Annotated in this window: 20 protein-coding genes; 11 read left to right on the top strand and 9 right to left on the bottom strand. The window is 73.4% G+C overall.

The features are described 5' to 3' along the window. The first annotated feature begins 13 nt into the window (after positions 1–13). The gene (locus tag ACS3YM_RS10310) at positions 14–1,015 is read left to right on the top strand and encodes a threonine aldolase family protein (RefSeq protein WP_439936355.1); all 1,002 of its coding nucleotides are present in this window, start codon (positions 14–16) and stop codon (positions 1,013–1,015) included. On the opposite strand, the gene ACS3YM_RS10305 is transcribed toward ACS3YM_RS10310, so the two are convergent. The 5 genes from ACS3YM_RS10305 to ACS3YM_RS10285 all read right to left on the bottom strand — a co-directional run bounded on the left by ACS3YM_RS10305 (position 993) and on the right by ACS3YM_RS10285 (position 6,978). Further along, complete coding sequence (locus ACS3YM_RS10305) at positions 993–1,814, bottom strand: NADase-type glycan-binding domain-containing protein (RefSeq protein WP_439936354.1); 822 nt, start codon at positions 1,812–1,814, stop codon at positions 993–995. The genes ACS3YM_RS10310 and ACS3YM_RS10305 overlap by 23 nt on opposite strands. 268 nt (positions 1,815–2,082) lie before the next feature. Next, on the bottom strand, positions 2,083–2,982 hold the full coding sequence (locus ACS3YM_RS10300; RefSeq protein WP_439936353.1) for a DMT family transporter: 900 nt from the start codon (positions 2,980–2,982) through the stop codon (positions 2,083–2,085). A gap of 43 nt (positions 2,983–3,025) precedes the next feature. Then, positions 3,026–5,119 carry a Stk1 family PASTA domain-containing Ser/Thr kinase gene (pknB, locus tag ACS3YM_RS10295; RefSeq protein ID WP_439936352.1) on the bottom strand — a complete coding sequence of 698 codons (2,094 nt, stop codon included), beginning with the start codon at positions 5,117–5,119 and terminating at the stop codon, positions 3,026–3,028. Between the two features lie 107 nt (positions 5,120–5,226). Beyond that, positions 5,227–5,934: a lytic transglycosylase domain-containing protein gene (locus ACS3YM_RS10290; protein WP_439936351.1), complete on the bottom strand. Its 708-nt coding sequence runs from the start codon at positions 5,932–5,934 to the stop codon at positions 5,227–5,229. A gap of 243 nt (positions 5,935–6,177) precedes the next feature. After that, positions 6,178–6,978, bottom strand: coding sequence for a glycoside hydrolase family 16 protein (locus tag ACS3YM_RS10285; RefSeq protein ID WP_439936350.1), 801 nt, complete (start codon positions 6,976–6,978; stop codon positions 6,178–6,180). A gap of 91 nt (positions 6,979–7,069) precedes the next feature. Between ACS3YM_RS10285 and ACS3YM_RS10280 the strand changes: the two genes are divergently transcribed. The 3 genes from ACS3YM_RS10280 to ACS3YM_RS10270 are packed head-to-tail and all read left to right on the top strand — an operon-like array spanning position 7,070 to position 8,411. Then, on the top strand, positions 7,070–7,441 hold the full coding sequence (locus ACS3YM_RS10280; RefSeq protein ID WP_439936349.1) for an Rv2175c family DNA-binding protein: 372 nt from the start codon (positions 7,070–7,072) through the stop codon (positions 7,439–7,441). Then, positions 7,441–7,971, top strand: coding sequence for a ribonuclease domain-containing protein (locus tag ACS3YM_RS10275; protein WP_439936348.1), 531 nt, complete (start codon positions 7,441–7,443; stop codon positions 7,969–7,971). The genes ACS3YM_RS10280 and ACS3YM_RS10275 overlap by 1 nt, the downstream gene beginning before the upstream one ends. A 5-nt stretch (positions 7,972–7,976) precedes the next feature. Next, entirely contained in the window at positions 7,977–8,411 is a 435-nt protein-coding gene (locus ACS3YM_RS10270) for a barstar family protein (RefSeq protein ID WP_439936347.1), read from the top strand. A 15-nt stretch (positions 8,412–8,426) separates the two neighbouring features. Here ACS3YM_RS10270 and ACS3YM_RS10265 read toward each other — a convergent pair whose 3' ends face one another. Continuing rightward, positions 8,427–9,494 (bottom strand): polyprenyl synthetase family protein, encoded by a 1,068-nt coding sequence (locus ACS3YM_RS10265; RefSeq protein ID WP_439936346.1) that lies wholly within the window; start codon positions 9,492–9,494, stop codon positions 8,427–8,429. A gap of 64 nt (positions 9,495–9,558) precedes the next feature. On the opposite strand from ACS3YM_RS10265, the gene metF reads away from it, so the two are divergent. After that, positions 9,559–10,449, top strand: a complete 891-nt coding sequence (metF, locus tag ACS3YM_RS10260; protein WP_439936345.1) for a methylenetetrahydrofolate reductase [NAD(P)H] — start codon at positions 9,559–9,561, stop codon at positions 10,447–10,449. A 28-nt stretch (positions 10,450–10,477) separates the two neighbouring features. Beyond that, positions 10,478–11,089: an SIMPL domain-containing protein gene (locus ACS3YM_RS10255; RefSeq protein WP_439936344.1), complete on the top strand. Its 612-nt coding sequence runs from the start codon at positions 10,478–10,480 to the stop codon at positions 11,087–11,089. A 62-nt stretch (positions 11,090–11,151) separates the two neighbouring features. Here the strand turns inward: ACS3YM_RS10255 and ACS3YM_RS10250 are convergent, their stop codons facing one another. The 3 genes from ACS3YM_RS10250 to ACS3YM_RS10240 are packed head-to-tail and all read right to left on the bottom strand — an operon-like array spanning position 11,152 to position 13,603. Further along, positions 11,152–12,462: a phytoene desaturase family protein gene (locus ACS3YM_RS10250; RefSeq protein ID WP_439936343.1), complete on the bottom strand. Its 1,311-nt coding sequence runs from the start codon at positions 12,460–12,462 to the stop codon at positions 11,152–11,154. 37 nt (positions 12,463–12,499) lie between these two features. Next, positions 12,500–13,090, bottom strand: coding sequence for a DUF4126 domain-containing protein (locus tag ACS3YM_RS10245; protein WP_439936342.1), 591 nt, complete (start codon positions 13,088–13,090; stop codon positions 12,500–12,502). Between the two features lie 12 nt (positions 13,091–13,102). Then, positions 13,103–13,603 carry a YbaK/EbsC family protein gene (locus tag ACS3YM_RS10240; protein WP_439936341.1) on the bottom strand — a complete coding sequence of 167 codons (501 nt, stop codon included), beginning with the start codon at positions 13,601–13,603 and terminating at the stop codon, positions 13,103–13,105. 46 nt (positions 13,604–13,649) lie between these two features. Between ACS3YM_RS10240 and ACS3YM_RS10235 the strand changes: the two genes are divergently transcribed. The 5 genes from ACS3YM_RS10235 to ACS3YM_RS10215 all read left to right on the top strand — a co-directional run bounded on the left by ACS3YM_RS10235 (position 13,650) and on the right by ACS3YM_RS10215 (position 19,653). Beyond that, positions 13,650–14,117: a hypothetical protein gene (locus tag ACS3YM_RS10235; RefSeq protein WP_439936340.1), complete on the top strand. Its 468-nt coding sequence runs from the start codon at positions 13,650–13,652 to the stop codon at positions 14,115–14,117. 191 nt (positions 14,118–14,308) lie between these two features. Further along, entirely contained in the window at positions 14,309–14,647 is a 339-nt protein-coding gene (locus ACS3YM_RS10230; protein WP_439936339.1) for a DUF6504 family protein, read from the top strand. Positions 14,648–14,659: 12 nt separating this feature from the next. Further along, the gene (locus tag ACS3YM_RS10225; RefSeq protein WP_439936338.1) at positions 14,660–15,061 is read left to right on the top strand and encodes an SAV_6107 family HEPN domain-containing protein; all 402 of its coding nucleotides are present in this window, start codon (positions 14,660–14,662) and stop codon (positions 15,059–15,061) included. Further along, the gene (locus ACS3YM_RS10220; protein WP_439936337.1) at positions 15,051–18,890 is read left to right on the top strand and encodes a DNA polymerase III subunit alpha; all 3,840 of its coding nucleotides are present in this window, start codon (positions 15,051–15,053) and stop codon (positions 18,888–18,890) included. The genes ACS3YM_RS10225 and ACS3YM_RS10220 overlap by 11 nt, the downstream gene beginning before the upstream one ends. A gap of 19 nt (positions 18,891–18,909) precedes the next feature. Beyond that, positions 18,910–19,653 (top strand): class I SAM-dependent methyltransferase, encoded by a 744-nt coding sequence (locus ACS3YM_RS10215; protein WP_439936336.1) that lies wholly within the window; start codon positions 18,910–18,912, stop codon positions 19,651–19,653. The last annotated feature ends 20 nt before the right edge of the window (positions 19,654–19,673 follow it).

The following is a 19,673-nucleotide window of genomic DNA, read 5'->3' as shown; positions in this document are numbered from 1 at the left end:
TAGGTTCGCACCCGTGATCGACCTGCGCTCCGACACCCTGACCCGGCCGACCGACGCGATGCGGAAGGCGATGGCCCGGGCCGAGGTGGGGGACGACGTCTACGGCGAGGACCCGACGGTCAACGCGCTGCAGGAGCGGGTGGCGGAGATGTTCGGCCACGAGGCGGCGCTGTTCACGCCGACGGGGTCGATGGCCAACGTCCTGGCGGTCGCCTCGGTCGTCTCGCCCGGCGAGGAGGTGCTGTGCGAGTCCTCGGCCCACATCGCGCGGGCCGAGCTGGGCGCGCACGGCGCCATCAGCGGGATCACCATGCGCACGTGGACCCACCCGCGCGGGAAGGTCGACCTGGGTGCGATCGAGTCGATGTACGCCCCCGACATGGGGCCGTTCTTCGTGCGGACGGCCGCCGTGTCGGTCGAGAACACCCACAACTTCGCAGGGGGCTCCGTGCTCCCGATCGAGGAACTCCGCGAGCTGCGCGCCTGGGCGGACACGGTCGGCACCCGTATCCACCTTGACGGCGCGCGGCTGTGGAACGCCCACGTCGCCACCGGTACGCCGCTCGCCGACTACGGCCGGGTCGCCGACGTCCTCGCGGTCTGCCTCTCCAAGGGGCTGGGCGCACCGGTCGGCTCGCTGATGGTCGGCTCCGCCGATGCGATCGACGCGGCCCGCGTCCGTCGCAAGCGGATGGGTGGCGGGATGCGCCAGGTGGGCGTGCTGGCCGCGGCCGGGGCGTACGCACTGGACCACCACGTCGAGCGCCTGGCCGACGACCACGCCCACGCCAGGCTGCTCGGTGAGGCGCTGGGCCTCGACCCCGACAGCGTCGACACCAACATCGTCGTCGTCGACCGCCCCGACGCGCCGGCCTTCGTGGCGCGGGCGGCGGAGGAAGGCGTCCGCATCGCAGCGGTGGGACCCCGCGCCGTACGCCTGGTCACCCACCTCGACGTGACCCGGGCCGACGCCGAGTGGGCGGCCGTGGTGCTCAGCGGGCTCGCTGGCCGGTGATCGCGACCTCGCTGATCGCCGTGTAGTCGCGGCCGAGGTTGCCGCTGCCCGGCGGCGTCACCGACGTGATCGTGATGGTCACCGTGCTCGACTGCACCGGCGGCACCTTGAGCTGCTGCATGCCCGGCCGCTCGGCGAAGGTCTGCTCGACGGTGCTGCCGTCCTCGAAGCCCCAGGTGACTGCCAGGATCCGGCGGTTGTTGGGATACCAGTCCACGCCCGCGACCTGCTTGGCGTAGCCGTTGACCAGGCCCACGCGCTGTACGACGCCGGGCCGGGCCGGGGTGACGGTGACGGTCTGGCCGGTGGCGTCGCCCGCCATCCGCCAGGCGGTGCTGGGGAGGCCGTCGCCCATCTGGCTGGGCTCGTAGGCCACGAGGTTGCCGTCGAAGTCGGTGGTCGGCGGGGCCTTGGCCGGCACGGCGAACGTCGCCCCGGCAGCGAGGTTGACCCGCTTGCCGACGCCCTTCGGCGGCGGCGGCGTCTCCGGCGCGGTCTCCTCCGGCGCCTCGGAGCCGGTGTCCGGGTCGGCGGCGGCGCTCTCGCTCGTCGTCGTGTCGGTGGCGACCTCGTCGTCCCCGTCGGTCTCGAACACCTGGAGCAGCACGAGGACGAGCCCGACGAGCAGGACCGCGCCGAGCACCCACCAGATCCACGCCTTGCTCGGCAGCGCGGACTCGGGCTCGAGCTCGTAGGCCTCCTCGTAGGGGAGCAGCTCCTCGCGCGGGTCCCACTCGTGGTGCGGCGCGGGAGCGACCACCGGCGGCACCGCGGTCGGGTCGGCGGCCTGGACGGGCACGGCCACCGGCTCCAGCGGGGCGGAGGGCGGACTGGCGGGTGGAGCGGAGGGCGGAGGTTCGGGCGCCTCGGCCGTCCGGGCGGCAGGAGTGCTCGGAGCAGGGGCGGTGGTCACCGGCGCAGCCGGTGCCGGCTCGCCGATGGGGTGGCCGCAGTTCAGGCAGAAGCGGCCCACCCCGAGCTCCGCGCCGCACCGTACGCACCTGTCCACGCGCCCACGATAAGCGGACGCACCCACGAGCCGCCGGGAAAATGGCCCGCCCGACTGGTCAGACGGCGATGTGCGTGACCTCGCCCTCGACCACCCGTCGCGGCGCGAGCTCGACGGTCAGCATCGCGACCAGCACCATGGTGCCGCCGATCAGCAGGCGTGCCGTGAGGTCCTCACCGCCGAGCCAGACAGCGAAGAACGAGGCGAAGACCGGCTCCATGCTCATCATGATCGCGCTCCGCGTCGGCGGCAGGTGGGCCTGCGCCCACGTCTGGACGTAGAGGCCGAGGGCGCCCACCACGATCGCCATGTAGAGCACCGAGACCCAGTCGGCAGTCCGGTCGGGCAGCACGATCCCGTCGTGCACCGTGGACACCGTGCAGATGAAGGCGATGACGATCATCTGCAGCAGCGTCATCCCGAGGGCGTCCTGTGCGTTGGACCAGGCGCCCAGCCCGACGATGTGGAGCGCGTAGAGCACGGCGGAGGCCAGCGTGATGAGCTCGCCGTAGCCGATGCTCAGCCCGTTGAGCGCGAGCACGCCCAGCCCGACGGTGGCGAGCACGACGGCGGCCCAGGTGATCGGCGGGATGCGGGTCTTCAGGATCGCCGCGGCGAGCAGCGGGGTGCACACGACGTAGAGGCCCGTGACGAAACCGCTGACGCTCGCCGGGGTGTGCGCCAGGCCGGCGGTCTGGAGGATCTGGGCCACGCCGTAGAGCACCCCGAGGACGACCGCGTGCTTGCGCACCTGCGGCGAGAGCCGGCCGAGGGCCTTGGGCGCGACGAGGAGCAGCGCCAAAGAGGCGATGCTGAACCGGACGGCGAGGAAGTCGAGCGTCGGCACTCGGTCGAGCAGGTCGCGGATGAGGAAGAACGTCGATCCCCAGCACGCCGCGAGCGCGAGCAGCGCGCCGGCCGCCAGGAGTGTCGTACGTCGGTTCTGCTCGGCATGCACGGCAGTCAGGCTAGGCGGTGCCCGGGACGGCCCGTGACGCCGGTCAGACCAGGAACAGCGTGATGGTCGAGCCCTTCGGGATCTCCTCGCCGGCGTCGGGGTCGGAGCTGGAGACGAACCCGAGCCCGAGGTAGGTGTCGGAGCGCTCCGTCTCGACCTGGAAGCCGAGGCCCTCGAGCAGCTCGGTCGCCGCGTCCACGCCCATCGCCCGCACCTGCGGCACCTCGACCAGTTCGGGCCCCAGCGACACGACGAACGACACGGTGTCGCCGCGGAACAACGTCCCGGTCGTCGGGTCCTGCGAGATGACGTCGCCGTCCGCGACCGTGTCGCTGTGCTCCTCGCCGGCCACGCTCACCGCGAGTCCGCGCTTCTCCAGCGCCGCCTGCGCGTCGTCGAAGTCCTTGCCGGTCCAGTCCGTGACCGTGATCGGCTTGCGGCCGCGGCTGAGCACCAGGTCCACGGCAGCGCCCGGCTTGAGGGTCGTGCCGGCCTTCGGCGAGGTGCGGATGACTTGGCCCTCCGGCACGGTCTCGCTCCACCTGCCGACGCTCTTGCCGAAGACCAGGTTGGTCGCGGCGAGCGCGTCCTGGGCCTGGTCCTCGGTCTTGCCCTCGAGAGGAGGCACGTCGTAGCGCTCGGGCCCCAGCGACAGGACCAGCGTGACCGTGCCGCCGTCGAGCACCTTGCCGCCGGGCTCCGGGTCGGTCGAGATGACCAGCCCCGCGGCGACGCTCTCGGAGTACGCCGGCTCGCCGGCCTCGGCGTCCAGGCCGGCCTTGTCGAGCTCGGCCGACGCGGCCGCCTCGTCGAGCCCCAGCACCCCGGGCGTGGTCGTGTAGCGCTCCCAGCCGAACCACCACGCCCCGAGCGCGACGCCGGCGACGAGCAGGACCGCGAGGAGCAGCGCGAGCGGACCCTTGACCGAGCGGCGTCGCGCGGTGGTGATGACGGGGGTGGCCCGGGCGGGCGCGCGGGCGGGACGCGGCGCGACCGCTGGCGCGGCCGTCGGGGGCGACGGGTGACGCTCGAGCGCCGTGGTCCGGTCCGGACTGCCGTCGTCGACGAGGCCAGAGTCGCGCGGGTCCACCTCGGTCAGCAGCGCCAGCGCGCTGGCGTCGAAGGGCTCGCGGGTGGTGTGCTCACCCGCCTCGACGGCGTCGTCCTGGTCCGCCTCCGGCGTCCGGCGGGGGAGCAGGTCGCCGGCCAGCTCGGGGTCGGAGGCGAGACCGTCGCGGAGCGCCTGCTCGACGCGGTGCACGTGGTGGAGCAGGACCGTCGCGTCCGCCGGTCGCTGGCCGCGGTCGCGCGAGGTGGCGCGGGCGACGAGGGCGTCGACGTAGTCGGGGATGCCCGGCTGGACGAGCGAGGGCAGGGGGACGTCGTGGTGCACGTGGCGGTAGGCGACCTGGATCGGGGACTCGCCCTCGTGCGGCTTCCTGCCGGTCAGCAGCTCGTAGAGCACCACGCCCGCGGCGTAGACGTCGGCGCGCGCGTCGGCACGGCCGTCGACGACGAGCTCGGGCGCCAGGTAGGACACGGTGCCGATCAGCACGCCGCCGGTGGCCGTGTGCTGGGTGTCGGCGCTGACCGCCTTGGCCAGGCCGAAGTCGGCGACCTTGATCCGGCCGCCGTGCGCCTCGTCGGCGATGAGCACGTTCTCGGGCTTCACGTCGCGGTGGATCAGCCCGGCGCGGTGGGCCGCCGCGAGGGCGGAGACGACCGGCTCGAGCAGAGCGAGGGCGCGGCTCGGAGCCATCGGGGCCTCCTTGCGGATCACGTCACGCAGCGTGTGGCCCGGGACGTACTCCATGACCAGGAAGACGGTGTCCTGGCCGTCGGAGGTGTCGTCGCCCTGGTCGTAGACGCCGACCACGTGCGGGTGGTTGAGCCGGGCCGCGGCGCGGGCCTCGCGGACGAACCGCTCGGCGAACTCCTGGTCGTCGCCCAGGCCGGGGTGCATCACCTTCACCGCGACGGTGCGGTCGAGGCGGGTGTCGGTGGCCTCGTAGACACTGGCCATGCCACCACGCGCCACCCGGGCGCCGATGCGGTAGCGACGGTCCAGCAGGCGCCCGACCAAGGGGTCGCCAGCGGCGCCGGGCGCGACTGCGCGGGCGTGCTCGGATGGCTCCACTGATCGACCTCCAACAACCGGACGGGGAAGGATCCGGAGCCCTCATCGTACGGAAGCCACGCCTGCGGCCACGCTCAGGCGGCGCCCCGGCGTGGCGCTGCTCGCGCTCAGGAGGGGGAGCGGCCGTCCTCGAGCCGGCGCTTGATCGCCTCGACGTTGGCCACGTAGGTCTTCGTCTCCTCGTAGAGGCCGTGCCGCTGCACGGCGCCGAGGCCCTGGTAGTAGGCGCCGATCTTGTGCGTACGCCGGTGCGTGTGCCGCGCGAGCACCCGGAGCAGCAGCACCCCGGCCTGCGCGTTGTCGCCGAGCTTGCGCAGGTCGAGCGGGCGCCCCGCGTAGTGCTCCATCCACCGCGCGGTCGACGGCAGCACCTGCATCGCACCGATCGCGTGGGCGCCGGAGACCACGCCCATCTGCCAGCCCGACTCCTGCCACGAGATCGCCAGCGCGAGCTGCGGGTCCACGCCGTGGTTGCGCGCGGCGCCGGCGATCACCCGGCGCACCTTCTCGCGGTCGCGGTCGGGGTGCTGCCACATCTTCGTGGTGCGGTCCTTGCCGCCCTGGTCGCCGCCCGTGCCGCTGCCCGCCTTGACCACCGGGATCTCGATCCGCTCACCGACCCGCAGCCCTCCGGCCCCGTCGAGGTGGTTGTGCGACACGATCTCGGCCGTCCAGGCGTGGAACCGCACGGCGAGCCCCGAGGCGGTGTCGCCGGACGTCACGACGTACGACACGAGCGTGCGACCGGCCGGCAGCTGCTCGTGGTCGGCATGGGCAGGAGCAGCGAGGCTCGACAGGGTGGCGACGGCGAGCACGAGGCCGGCCGCGCACCGAGCGGCGCGCCTGGGTGGTCGGATCCTGCATAGTCGGAGGTGCGGTCGGGGCATGGGGTGCTCCTCGTCCCGTCCGCAGCGCCCGGGGTCCGAGGCCCGCAGGGGGGAAGCGCGCGGACGAGCCTTCGACGGTAGCGACCGGCGTACGACGACGCGAGGCGGCGGCCGCCCCGGCGTGTCGCGCGGGTCGGCCGCCGCCTCGTCAGGGGCGCCGTGGGGAGGGTGTCAGCAGGCGCCGTTGTAGGTGCTGAGCTCGAGCTGCGGAGCCTTGATCGACTTCTCGGTGGGGGCGCGCATCGACCAGTAGCGCATCCAGTCCATCTGCATCCGCGCCGGGTCCATCTTCTTGCCACCCTTGGCGCGCAGCTCGAACTTCAGCTGCCGCGGCACCGGGTCGAGCGCCTCGTCGCGGCGCTCGGTGTTGATCACGTGCGCGTCGACGAACCAGGAGATGTGGTCGGGGGCGACCTCGACGGCGTAGGTGTGCCACCGGTCGTTGCGCAGGTGACGGCCCAGGAAGCCGCGGTAGGAGCTGTTGGGCAGCGTGTGCACGTAGGACTTCACCGTGTTGGTGCCGAGGGTGAAGTTCTCCAGGCCGATGTCGCGGCCGCCGCAATGCTGGGCGCGCTTGCCGGCGGGGACCAGCTCGGTGACGACCTTGAAGGGCTTGCCGCCCTTGACCTTCGACAGGGTGCGTGCGCGCATCCGGATCTCCCAGCGACCGTAGGTGTGGCCCTCGAGGTCGAGGGTGGCCGAGACGCTGCCGCGCTGCGTGCTCATCAGGGTGAGCATGCCGTTCTGCGTGCGGACGATGCCGCGCCCGTTCGTCTTCCAGAAGGCCGGCTTGGGGCCGATGAACTCCTGGCGGAACACGCCGTACTGGTACCAGCCGAACGTGTTGCCGGCATGGGTCGGGCCCGGCGCGCCGTGGTAGTGGTCGGCCGACGCGGGGGAGGCGACCGGCGAGAGGGTGAGCGCCAACAGGCCGACGAGGGCCGCGGCCAGGGCGGTTCTGAGGGAGTGCATCCCCGACACGCTACGGATCGACCGCTGGAGCGACAACTCGGCCGGGCGCCGCGACTCCCGACCCGGGTGGCTCCTCACCTAGGCTGCGCGCATGAGCGACGTCCCCCTTGCCGACCGTGACCTGGCCGCCCTCGTCCCGGAGTGGCTGGACTGGAACCAGGTGGCCGAGCTGCTCGGCGTGACGCCCGGCAAGGTCCGCACGATGATCCGCGAGCACGAGCTCGCCGCCGCCGTCCCCGTGCCGGGCGGCGGTCCGCGCGTGCCGGCCGACTTCATCCAGGACGGTCTCGTCGTCAAGGGCCTTCCCGGCCTGCTGACGCTGCTGCACGACCACCGCTTCGACGACCGTGAGTGCATCGCGTGGCTCTTCACCGACGACGACCTCCCGGGTCGTCCGATCGACGCGCTGCGCGAGAACCGCGGCAGCGAGGTCAAGCGGCGCGCGCAGGTGCTGGAGTACTGATGGCGCCGGGGGCGTCGGGCACGTCGGGGGGACGCCAGCGCTACCGGTGGCTGCTGCTGTTCCTGGTCGCGGGGCTGCTCCTCGCGTGGATGCTCGTCGACGGCGCGCAGCGCGACGACAGCGACGTCGACGGGTCCGCCTCGCCGTCCACGACCTCGTCGCCGACGCACGAGCTCACCGAGACCAACACCCCGACCTCCGACCCGACGGACGACACCGGCGGTGATGGCGCCACCGACCCCGAGAGCGGCCTGCCGATCGTGCAGGTGTCCGCGCTGCCGCCGGAGGCTGCTCGCACGCTCGAGCTGATCGATCGCGGTGGACCGTTCCCCGAGCCAGAGCACGATGGCGGGACCTTTGAGAACCGTGAGGCCCTGTTGCCCGAGCAGCCGATGGGCTACTACAGGGAGTACACGGTGCCCACGCCCGGCTCCGACGACCGCGGTGCGCGCCGCATCGTCGCCGGGGAGGGCGGGGAGCTCTACTACACCGGGGACCACTACAGCTCCTTCTCACGCATAGCGAGGTAGTCGTCATGAGTGGACTGGCTGCAGTCCTGGCCGGGCACGAGAAGCCGGGCATCCACCTGTGGCACGGCGCGTTCGACGTCGCCGACGTGCGCCACTCGGTGGAGCACGCGGGATGGGGATTCGCGTACGTCGACGGGTGGACGCGCGGGGAGACCAAGGCCGCCTTCCTCGCCGCGGTGGGCGAGGCCCTCGACTTCCCGGACTACTACGGGCAGAACTTCGACGCGCTCGCCGACTGCCTCCACGACATCGGTAGCGGGAAGGCCGGCGTCGTGCTGCTGTGGGACGGGTGGGCCACCCTCGCCCGCGCGGACGAGAAGGCCTTCAGCATCGCCCTGAGCGTGCTGGGGTCCCGCGTCAACGCCGACCGTGGCGTCCCGTTCTCGGTGCTCCTGCGGGGCGAGGGGCCGGCGGTGCCGGGCATCAGCAGCCTGGACTGACCGACCCCGGCGCCGTCAGACGGTGCGCTGCGTCGCCGCGGCCGCGAGCTCGGTGAGCACGACGCGCGCCTGGTCGTCGACGTCGGCTGCCCGCAGTGCCTCGACCGCGTGGTCGGCCAGGGAGCCGATGACCTCCTCGACCTGCGCGCGGGCGCCGGAGTCCTCGATGATGCCGCGCAGCTCGTCGACGTCGGCCGGGCTCAGCGTCGTACCGAGTGCGGTGTCGAGGCGCTGTGCCGCGGCCGGGGGCGCGGCGTCGAGCGCGAGCGCGACGAGCACGGTGCGCTTGCCCTCCGCCAGGTCGTCGCCGGCGGGCTTGCCGGTCGCCTCGGGGTCGCCGAAGACGCCGAGCAGGTCGTCGCGGAGCTGGAAGGCCTCGCCCAGTGGCAGTCCGAACCGGGTCAGCTGGTCGATCTGGGCGGCGCTGGCGCCCGCGAGGCCGGCGCCGATGTGGAGCGGCCGCTCGATGGAGTACTTCGCCGACTTGTAGCGCAGCACCGTCATCGCGGTGTCGACGTCGGCCCGGCCGCGGGCCTGCACGGACACGTCGAGGAACTGCCCGGCGATCACCTCGTTGCGGCACTGCTCGAACAGGGCCAGCCCCGCTGCGGTCTCGTCGGGGCCGAAGCCGCTGCGGCGCAGCATGTCCTCGCCCCAGCCGAGCAGCAGGTCGCCGAGCAGGATCGCGGCGGCGGCGCCGTACTGCTCGGGGTCTCCACGCCAGCCCGAGGCGCGGTGCTCGGCCTCGAAGGCGCGGTGCGTCGCCGGCCGCCCGCGGCGCGTGTCGGAGGCGTCCATGAAGTCGTCGTGGACCAGCGCGCTGGCGTGGAGCATCTCCAGCGACGCGCAGGCACGGGCCAGCGCCTGCTCGTCGGTCACCTCGGCGCGGATGGCGCGGTAGCCCCAGTGGCAGAAGGCGGCGCGGAAGCGCTTGCCGCCACGCACCGCCGTACGCCCCTCGGTGGTCAGGCGCGTGGCGTCCGGCCCCAGGGGCGCCAGCTCGGCCTCGCGCTCGTCGAGGAAGGCATCCAGCACCTGCTGGACCCGGTCACGGAAAGGTGCGGGGTCCCAGGTGGTCGTCACGCCACGCAGCCTAATCAGTGGACACGAGCCTCGAGGCAGCGTGGTCGTCCGTAGGGTTGGGCCCATGAGCACCGGACGTGGACTGAGCATGCGCGAGCTCCTCGAGCGAGGCGACCGGTCCTTCTCGTTCGAGTTCTTCCCGCCCAAGGACGAGGCCGGCGAGGAGCAGCTCTGGCAGGCGATCACCGAGCTCGAGCCCTACGGCCCGACCTTCGTGTCGGTGACCTACGGCGCCGGCGGCACCACCCGCGACCGCACCGTCGCGATCACCGAGCGCATCGCGCGCGAGACCAGCCTGCTCCCGGTGGCGCACCTCACCTGCGTGGGCCACACGGTGGAGGAGATCAGCTGCATCCTCGACGAGCTCCGTGACGCCGGCGTCACCCACGTGATGGCGCTGCGCGGCGACCCGCCCGCCGGCCCCGGCACCCCCTGGACGCCCACCGAGGGAGGGCTGACCTACGCCAACGAGCTGGTCGCCCTCATCCGCGAGCGTCCCGACATGCGGATCGGCGTCGCGGCCTTCCCCGAGGGCCACGTGGAGGCCGCGGACCTCGAGGCCGACGCCCGGGTGCTGAAGGCGAAGTACGACGCGGGCGCGGAGTTCGCGGTCACCGACATGGTGCTGCGGGCCAGCGACTACGTCGCGCTCGTCGAGCGGGCGCAGGCCATCGGGGCCGACCTGCCGATCATCCCGGGCATCATGCCGATCCTGAACCTCCGCTCGATGGAGCGCATGGTGGAGTTCTCGGGTCGCCAGCTCCCCGAGGAGGTCACCTCTCGTCTGGCGCCCTTGGCCGAGGACCCGGCCGCCCTGCGCGCCGAGGGCATCGTGATCGCCACCGAGCTCTGCGAGGCGCTGCTCGACGCCGGAGCGCCGGGCCTGCACTTCTTCACGCTCAACCGGTCCAAGGCCACGCGGGAGATCTTCGCCAACCTGCGCATCACCGTCTGACTGCCCGCACCCGCACTACGGTGTGGCCATGCGCACCGTCACCGTCACCGGGACCGGCTCCAGCACGGTCGCACCCGACAGCGCGGTCGTCCGCGTCGCCGCCGTCGCACGGGGTGCGGGGGTCGCCGAGGCGTACGACGCCATGTCCGCGGCGGCGTCGGCCCTGGTCGAGCTGGCGGGTCGGCACACGGAGCGTCGCCGGATCGCCTCCACCGGCGTCTCCGTGTGGCCTTGGCACGACCGCGACGGGCGGCGCCAGGGCTACGAGGCCAGGCACGGCTACGCCATCGGCTGTGCCGACCTCGCCGTGGCGGGCGCGGTGCTGGGCGAGCTGGCCCGCGAGGTCGGTGACGCCCTGGCCGTCGACAGCGTCGGTCTCGAGGTCACCGAGGACCACGGAGCCGGCGCGAAGGCCCGCGAGGCCGCCTTCGAGGATGCCCTCCGGCGTGCGACGGCGCTTGCGGAGATGGCCGGAGCCCGGCTCGGCGCCGTCGACTCGATCGTCGAGGGGGACCCGTCCAGCGGTCCGGGGCCGATGCCCAAGATGGCGATGATGCGGGACTCCGGTGGAGGCATCGAGCCGGGGGAGTCGACCGTGACGTCCGTCGTGACGGTGGTCTGGGAGCTCGACCCGCTGTAACGCCGGGTTGCTGCTTGTACCCACCCTGATGCAGGGGGGTGGGTAGTTGCACCAACCCGGCGTTACAGCGGGGCCGCCCGGCCGACGACCTCGGCCACCAGCGCGGCGCTGAGCCCGGCGAAGGGCAGCCCGGAGCCGGTCGTCGCGTGCGCGCCGGCGGCGAGCACGCCGGGGATCGGCGTACGGGGACCCAGCCGCGTACGAGCCGTGCGCGGGCCCTGCCACAGCACCCCGTGCGGCGAGCCGCCCCACAGCTCGACGAGGTCGCGCGGCGAGCGGTCGATCCTCGTGACGACCTGCCGGCGCACGTCGAGGCCGCGACGCGCGAGCGCCGTCAGCACGTCCTCGGCCAGCCGCCCGCGGCCGAGCACGGTCCAGGCGGCGCCGCCGTCCGGAGCGCGGCCGCCCGTGCGCACCACGAGCAGCGGGTCGCCGTGCAGGACCACCTCGTGGGGCAGGTCCGGGAGCTCTCCCTCGAGCCCGAGGTGGCAGACGACGGGCGGGATCGCGGGCATCGTCCGACGGACGTACGACGCCAGCGCGGGCAGGCGCCGCGGGTCGATCGCGACGACCACCTGGTCGGCGTCCACCTCGCCCCGGTCCGTCCGCACCGCGGCGACACGGCCCTCCCGCATCACGAGGTCGGTCGCGGGCGTGTCGGTGAGCACCTCCACGCCGCGCAGCGCGAGGCGCTCGGCCATCGCCGTGCCCAGCGCGGCCAGGCCGCCGGGCACGGTCCAGGCGCCGAAGCGCTGCTCGAGGTAGACGTCGACGCCCGCGAACGCGGGCACGTCGCGCAGCTCGTGCCCGTCCATGACGAGCCGGTGCCCGGCCACGAGGCGCAGGCGCTCGTCGCGGAAGGTGCGGCGCAGCAGCTTGTGCAGGGACTCGCGCCGGCCGAGCAGGGCGACCAGCTCGCGCGGCGCCACGTCGTCGTCGAAGGGCCGCTCGAACCACTCCTTGCGCAGCAGCTCCCACGTGTCGCCGTACGACGCGACGTGGTCGACCCACTGCTGACCGAGACCCTCGCCGAGGGCGTCGAAGGCGTCGAGCTGGGCGGCGCGCGAGCCGCCGGGCAGCTGCAGCGTCGAGCCGTCCTCGAACCGGTGCTCGCGCACCAGGTCGAGCGGCTGGAGGTCGACCTCGCGCTCCAGCGGGCGTCCCGACTTGCGGAACAGGTCGCGGATGACGGCCGGCAGCAGCGTGCTCGTCGGGCCGGCGTCCCAGGCGAAGCCGTCGAGCTCGACGGTGCTCAACGCGCCGCCGAGGCCGGCCGACCGCTCGAGCAGGGTCACGGCGTGACCGAGCTTGGCGAGGCGGGCCGCAGCCGCCATGCCGCCGAAGCCGCCACCGATCACCACGACACGAGCCACGGGGGAACCCTAGGACCTCCCTCGGAACGGGTGGCTGTCAGGCGAGCTGGTGGATCGGGTCCTTCTTCTTCCACCGGCGCCAACCGCGGCGGATCAGCCGTGCGACGAAGAACAGCATGACCAGTCCGAGCAGGAGCAGCACCCCGGCGATCGCGGCGGCCGCCTCGGGGTTCTGCAGCGCGAACCAGACCACGCCGAGCACGGCGGCGTCCTCGGTGAGGCTGGCCAGGACGTTGCTGGCGGGCTCGGGGGAGGCGTTGATCGCCAGCCGGCCACCGGCCTTGACGAGGTGGCTCAGCAGGGCCGTGCCGCCGCCCACCACGCCGAGGACCGCCTGGTCCAGCGAGGAGGCGTCACCCGCGAGCAGGACGCCGATGACCGCCCCCGCGGTCGGGCGGATGGCCGTCGAGATCGCGTCCCAGGTCGAGTCGATGAAGGGGATCTTGTCGGCGATGAACTCCATGGCGTAGAGGAAGCCGGCCACCGTCAGCACGTCCCAGCGCGCCAGCACGTCGGGGATCTCGGTGAACGAGCCGACCCGGTCGGCGATGCCCAGCACCAGGACGACGAGGTAGGAGTTGATTCCGCTCGCCCATCCGCTGGAGAAGGTCAGTGCCAGAGCGTCCACGGCTGCATCCTGTCAGGCCCGATCTTCTGGGTCCGGTCCAGCATCGACCTGCACCTCGACGGCGTCGGTCATCGCGACCAGCTCGTCGTACGTCGTGGAGAACACCGCGGCCGGGTGCCCGGCGGCCGCCCAGATGACCTCGTGCTGCTTCAGCCACGGGTCGATCCACGTGCGGACCGGTGCGGGATGGTCGATGGGGGAGACGCCCCCGATGACCTGCCCGGTGTGGCGTCGTACGAAGTCGGGGTCGGCGCGCTTCAGCCGACCGACACCGATGCGCCGGGCGACGGCCGCGGTGTCGACGCGGTGGGCGCCGGAGGTGAGGATCAGGACGGGTTCACCGCCGGCGTCGAAGAGCAGGCTGTTGGCGATGGCACCGACGTCACACCCCAGCGCCGCCGCGGCGAGTGCGGCAGTGTGGGCGCTGTCGGGCAGGATGACCACCTCACCCGTGCCGCCGCGCCGGGTGTGCTCGCCTCGAAATGAGGTGATGGATGCGTGCTCGCTCGACATGATGCGAGCCTAGCGACGACAACCGATGAGCCTCAGGGGGTTTTGCATGGCGCGCGACGTGCCTGGATCAGTGGTCAACAGCCTGCGGGTGCTCGGGCTGATCGTGGCCACCTCCGGGGTCATCACGCTGCTGATCTGGCTGATGCGCGACGACGTGATCCTCGGTTGGGCCGAGGGCAACGAGCGGGCGCAGGTGATCCTCGCCGAGGGCGGGATCGAGCAGCTGCGCACCGACCAGATCGTGCCCGGCTTCGTCGCGCTGTCCGTCGTCGCCTTCGTCGGGTTCGCCCTGCTCGCCGTGGTCCTCGGCTCGTTCTTCCGCGGCGGCCACGCGTGGACCCGTTACGTCCTCACCGCCACCGCCGGCGTCGGCGTCCTGGTCGGTGCCATCTGCATCGACAACCACCTGCCGACGATCTTCGTCGTGCTGTCGGCGCTGGTCATCCTCGAGGGCCTGGTGCTCTCGTTCTTCCTCTGGCAGCGCGAGACCACCGCCTACCTGCGCGAGGTCTGAGCCCCGCTCCTCCACATCTCCGTGGCGGCTCTTGACGGGCTGTCGGTGGAGGGGAGTACCGTTCTGGGTGTTCGAACAGTTGTTCGATGCGATCCGGGTGGCGGTGACCTCGACCCCCACCTCCACCCGGGTCGTCCCCGGGGTCGACCGATACGCAGGCGGAGCCTGCCCAAGGGTGCAGCGGAGGCGCGATGAGGCAGTACCAAGACCCCGTCGAGGTACGACGAGGCGAGGCGGAGGACCCCGACCAGTTCCTGTGGCGGGGCCGGTTGTGGAAGGTGCGCGCAGTGGTCGCGCACTGGGTGGAGACCGGGCCGTGGTGGCAGGGCTCTGGCGCCACCTCCGGAGCTGGGGGCGCGGCGAGCGACCTGGTGGCCGAGCGGGAGCTGTGGCGGGTGGAGGCCGGACGCGGGATCCAGCACGGCCTCCAGGCGGCGCGGCGCAGCGAGGACCCGGAGACCTACGGCGTCTTCGACCTCTCCTTCGACTGGGCCGACGGGCGCTGGCAGCTCGTCGGCTGCCTGGACTGAGGGGAGCCGATGATGAATCCCCACCTCCTCCCGGCCACCGCCCACTCCTACCTCGAGCGGTCCGCGACCTCGCTGCACGAGGCGATCACGGCGCGTGACGTGCCCACCCGCTACGCCTGTGCCCACGTCGCCGCGCTCTGCGCCGCAGCCGCCCTGCTCGCCGCGCGGGCGCGGCCCGCCCCACGGGCCAGGCGGCAGAAGAACGCCTGGGTCCTGCTGGCCGAGGTCGCTCCCGAGCTCACCGAGTGGGCGACCTTCTTCTCGGCGGGTGCCGCCAAGCGGGCCGCTGCCGAGGCCGGTTCGACCCGGGCCGTCAGCGAGCGCGAGGCCGACGACCTCGTCCGCGACGCCGACCGGTTCCTGGCCGTGGTCGAGCAGGCGCTCGGCCTGGTCCCGCACGTCAGTGTCGCCTGACCCGTTCGTCCATCTCCACGTCGCCTCCGGCTACTCCCTGCAGTACGGCGCGTCCCACCCGCACGCCCTGGTGGAGCGCGCCGTCGAGCAGGAGATGGACACCCTCGCCCTCACCGACCGCGACGGCACCTACGGCGCGGTGAAGTTCGTCCGCGCCGCCCGCTCGGCCGGCATCCGGCCCGTGCTGGGGGTCGACCTCGCGATGGCCCCGACGACCGGTCGGACGGCTGTCGGCGGCGACCACGTCGCCCCCCGGCGTACGCCCGTGCGCGGCGGCGCGGTCCGCGACCCGTCGCCGCAGCAGGGCGGCAGTGCGCGGGTGACCTTCCTGGCCAGCGGCAAGGCCGGTTGGGCCGCGCTGTGCCGGATGGTCTCGTCGGTCCACCTGGCGGGGGAGCGGGGACGCCCGGTCGCGACGCTCGAGCTGCTCGCACCCCACCTCGCCGGCGGCGCCGTGCTGGTGCTGCTCGGGCCGTCCTCCGAGCTGGGCGTCGCCGCGACCCGACGGCGCGACGACCTCGGGCTGGCCGCGATCGCCCCCTGGCTCGAGGTGCTGCCACGGCACAACCTCGTCGTCGAGCTGGTCTCCCACCGGCTCGGCGCCCGCGCCGGCGAGTGGGGGCCGGGCACGTCGCCGCACGCGGCCCGGATGGCCGGCATCGCCCGGACCGCCGGCCTCACCACCGTCCTCACCAACGCGGTGCGCTACGTCGACCGCCTCGACGCCCCGACCGTCGACGTCCTCGACGCGGCCCGGCGCCTGGTCCCGCTCGGCTCGGCCCACCTGCGCGACGTCGGCCCCGGAGCCGCCCGCGGCAACGCGGAGGGATTCCTCAAGTCCGGCAAGCAGATGCACGAGGTCGCCGAGGAGATCTGCCGCCTCGCCGGGCACGGCATGGCCGGTGGGGGCGGCACCGACGGCGCGGCCCGGCGGCTGCTGGCGCGCACCCGCGCTGTGGCCGACCGGTGCGCGCTCGACCCCCGCACCGACCTGGGCATCGGCGAGGTCCACTTCCCCGAGCTCGAGCTCTCCGACGCCGGTGTCCCGTCCGCCGACGTCGCGCTGCGGCTGCGGTGCGAGGCGGCCATCGGCGCCCGCTACGGCTCGGCGCCCCGCATGCGGATCTGGACGCGGCTCGACCAGGAGCTCGAGACGATCCGGGTCCTGGGCTACGCGTCGTACTTCCTCACGGTCGCCGACGTCACCGACCTGATCGGGCAGATGGGCATCCGCCGTGCCGCTCGCGGGTCGGGCGCCGGCAGCCTGGTCAACTACCTGCTCGGCATCTCCGGGGTCGACCCGATCCGCCACGGCCTGCTGATGGAGCGCTTCCTCTCACCACTGCGCGCCTCGCTGCCCGACATCGACGTCGACGTCGAGTCCGCCCGGCGCGAGGAGGTCTACCGCGCGATCCTCGACCGCTACTCCGGCGAGCGGTGCGTCGCCGTCTCGATGATGGACACCTACCGTGTCCGCCACGCGGTGCGAGACGTCGGCGCCGCTCTCGGCATGCCGCCCGGGGAGATCGACGCGATCGCCAAGGCGTTCCCGCACATCCGGGCGCGCGACGCCCGGCAGGCACTGCGCGACCTGCCCGAGCTGCGGGCCAGCGGGCTCGGCGACGGCGCGCTCGACCGCTTCTTCGGCCTCGTCGAGCGGCTCGACGGGCTGCCGCGCCACATCGCGATGCACCCCTGCGGCGTGCTGCTGTCCGACGTCACCCTGCTCGACCGCACCCCGGTCGAGACGTCCTGGGCCGGCTTCCCGATGAGCCAGTTCGACAAGGACGACGTGGAGGAGCTCGGGCTGCTCAAGCTCGACGTGCTGGGCATCCGGATGCAGTCGGCGATGGCCCACGCGGTGGCGGAGGTCGAGCGGGTCGACGGCATCCGCATCGACCTCGACGACGAGGCGCAGGTGCCCTTCGACGACGCGACGACCTACACGCTGATCAGCAGCGCCAAGACCCTCGGCGTCTTCCAGATCGAGTCGCCCGGCCAGCGCGAGCTCGTCGGCAAGTCCGGGATCGAGTCCTTCGAGGACATCATCACCGACATCTCGCTGTTCCGGCCCGGGCCGGTCAAGAGCGACATGATCACCCCCTACCTCGAGGTCAAGCAGGGTTGGAAGAGCGCCCGCTACCTCCACGACGACCTGCGCCCGATCCTCGAGCCGACCCGAGGCGTGGTGGTCTTCCACGAGCAGGTGATCGAGATGATCGCCCAGCTCGCAGGCGTCTCCTGTGCCGAGGGCGACGAGAAACGGCGAGCGCTCGGCAGCACCGAGGGGATGGCCGAGACCAAGGCGTGGTTCTTCCCCCGCGCCCTGGCCCAGGGCTACGACCTCCCGCTGGTCGAGCAGGTCTGGAGCGTGCTGGAGGCCTTCGCTTCCTTCGGCTTCTGCAAGGCCCACGCGGCCGCGTTCGCGCTGCCGACCTACCAGTCCGCCTGGCTCAAGGCGCACTGGCCGGCGCACTTCCTGTCCGGAGTGCTGACCCACGACCCCGGGATGTACCCCAAGCGCCTGATCCTCGACGACGCCCGCCAGATCGGGGTCGGCGTGCTCGGGCTCGACGTCAACGCCAGCTCCTCGGCGTACGTCGTCGAGCGGGGTGGCGCGGACGAGGGCCACGCGATCCGGCTCTCGCTCACCGACGTCAAGGGCATCAGCGGCGCCGAGGTCGCGCGCATCCTCGAGGCGCGCGACGGCGCCCCTTTCGTCTCGCTCTCCGACTTCTTCCACCGGGCCCGGGTCTCGCGGCCGGTCCTCGAGCGGCTGGTGCTGGCCGGCGGGTTCGACGGGGTCTACGGCATCGGCTCGGGCGACCAGGCGGTGACCCGCCGCGGCCGGGTCACCCGGCGCGACCTGCTGCTCCAGGTCGCCGAGCTCGACCTGCACGCGCGCGCGATCGACCGCGCCTCGCGTGCCCGCGGTCGCGGGCTGTCGAGCCGGCGCACACCGCTGCCGGCCACGGCCGTCGCGACCGAGGCGTCGGCGCGCAACAGCTCCGACCCCACGACCCGGGCGGGGGCCCAGAGCACCGAGCGCCACGCCCTGGCCGACGGCGGCGTCTGGGCCCGCGCCTCCGCCCAGTCGCAGGCCGCCCGCCCGGTGGCCGCAGCGGACTCGGTGCAGCTCACGCTCCGGCTGGGCGACGAGCCGGGCGAGCCGGGGGAGCGGTCCACCGGCCTGCCCGAGATGACCACCGACGAGCGGATGCGCGCCGAGCTCGAGATCCTGGGCCTCGACGTCAGCCAGCACGCCGTCACCGCCTACGAGCCCTTCCTCGACGCGCTCGGTGTGACCCGCAGCCGCGACCTGCTGCGCCGCCGCAGCCGGGCCGAGCTGCTCGTGGCTGGGGTGAAGGTCGCCACCCAGACGCCGCCGATCAGGTCCGGTCGGCGCGTGGTGTTCCTGACCCTCGACGACGGCACCGGTCCCGTCGACGCGACCTTCTTCGAGGACGCCCAGGGTTCCTACGCCGCGACGGTCTTCTCCTCGTGGCTGCTGCTGGTGCGCGGCGAGCTGCGGCGCACCGGGCGGCGGGGCGTCTCGCTGCGCGCGACCGGTGCGTGGGAGCTGCCGGCCCTGCACGGGCTGTGGCAGCGCGGCCGCACCGGTGAGGAGGGACTTCAGCTGGTGCACGCTGAGCTGGCCCGGGTGCCCGAGACCGCGGGCGACAGCGGGGCGGAGCCTGCCCGGCGCCGGAGCCTCCTCCACAGCAGCGGCTTCCAGCTGTCCCCCTACGCCGACGTCAAGCCGGCAGGCGACTCCGTCAAGGACGTCGCGCGGCACCTGTGGCACCGCAGCCCGGGGAGTCCGGGATGAAGCCACTAGGGTTGATGCCATGCCGCAGCCCTCTGCCAGCGACCGTCGCCAGTCCGTCCGCGCCGGCGTGGTGTGGGACGGCGTACGCCGCGTGCTGGAGGGCGACGACGCCTCCGGCGGGCAGGCCCGCATCGTCGACATCGGTGGTGGCACCGGCGGTTTCGCCGTGCCACTGGCCGAGCTCGGCCACACCGTCCAGGTCATCGATCCCAGCCCGGACGCCCTGGCCTCCCTCGACCGGCGCGCCCGCGAGCGCGGGGTCGCCGACCGGGTCACCGGCCAGCAGGGCGACCTGTCCGACCTGCCGAGCCTGGTCGAGGCGGCTGACCTCGTGCTCTGCCACGGAGTCCTGGAGATGGTCGAGGACCCCGCCGCCGCCCTCAGCGCCATCGCCGGCGTGCTGCGCCCCGGCGGACACCTCAGCCTGCTCGTGGCCCAGCGGCACGCGGCCGTGGTGGCGCGCGCCATGGCCGGGCACTTCCAGGCCGCTCGCGAGCTCCTCGACGGCGACGCGACGACCGCGTCGACGGGTCGCGGGGGACGCCGCTACACCCACGACGAGGTCGTGGACCTGCTCGCCGCCGCCGGGCTGCAGCCCACCTCGGTCCAGGCCGTGCGCGTCTTCGCCGACCTCGTGCCCGGCAGCCTCCTCGACCTCGAGCCCGGCGCGACCGCGGCCCTCGTCGAGCTCGAGCAGGCCGTCGCCACCCGCCCGGAATACCTCCCTCTCGCGGCGCAGCTGCACGTCATCGCCCGCCGCTGACCCGGCCCGGCCCCCCTCCG

Origin of the sequence: Nocardioides sp. N13(2025), from assembly GCF_051912545.1 — a bacterium.
In the GTDB taxonomy this organism is placed as follows: domain Bacteria; phylum Actinomycetota; class Actinomycetes; order Propionibacteriales; family Nocardioidaceae; genus Nocardioides.
The sequence above is the reverse complement of the archived record's forward strand: the minus strand, read 5'-3'. Positions and strand labels throughout refer to the sequence as shown.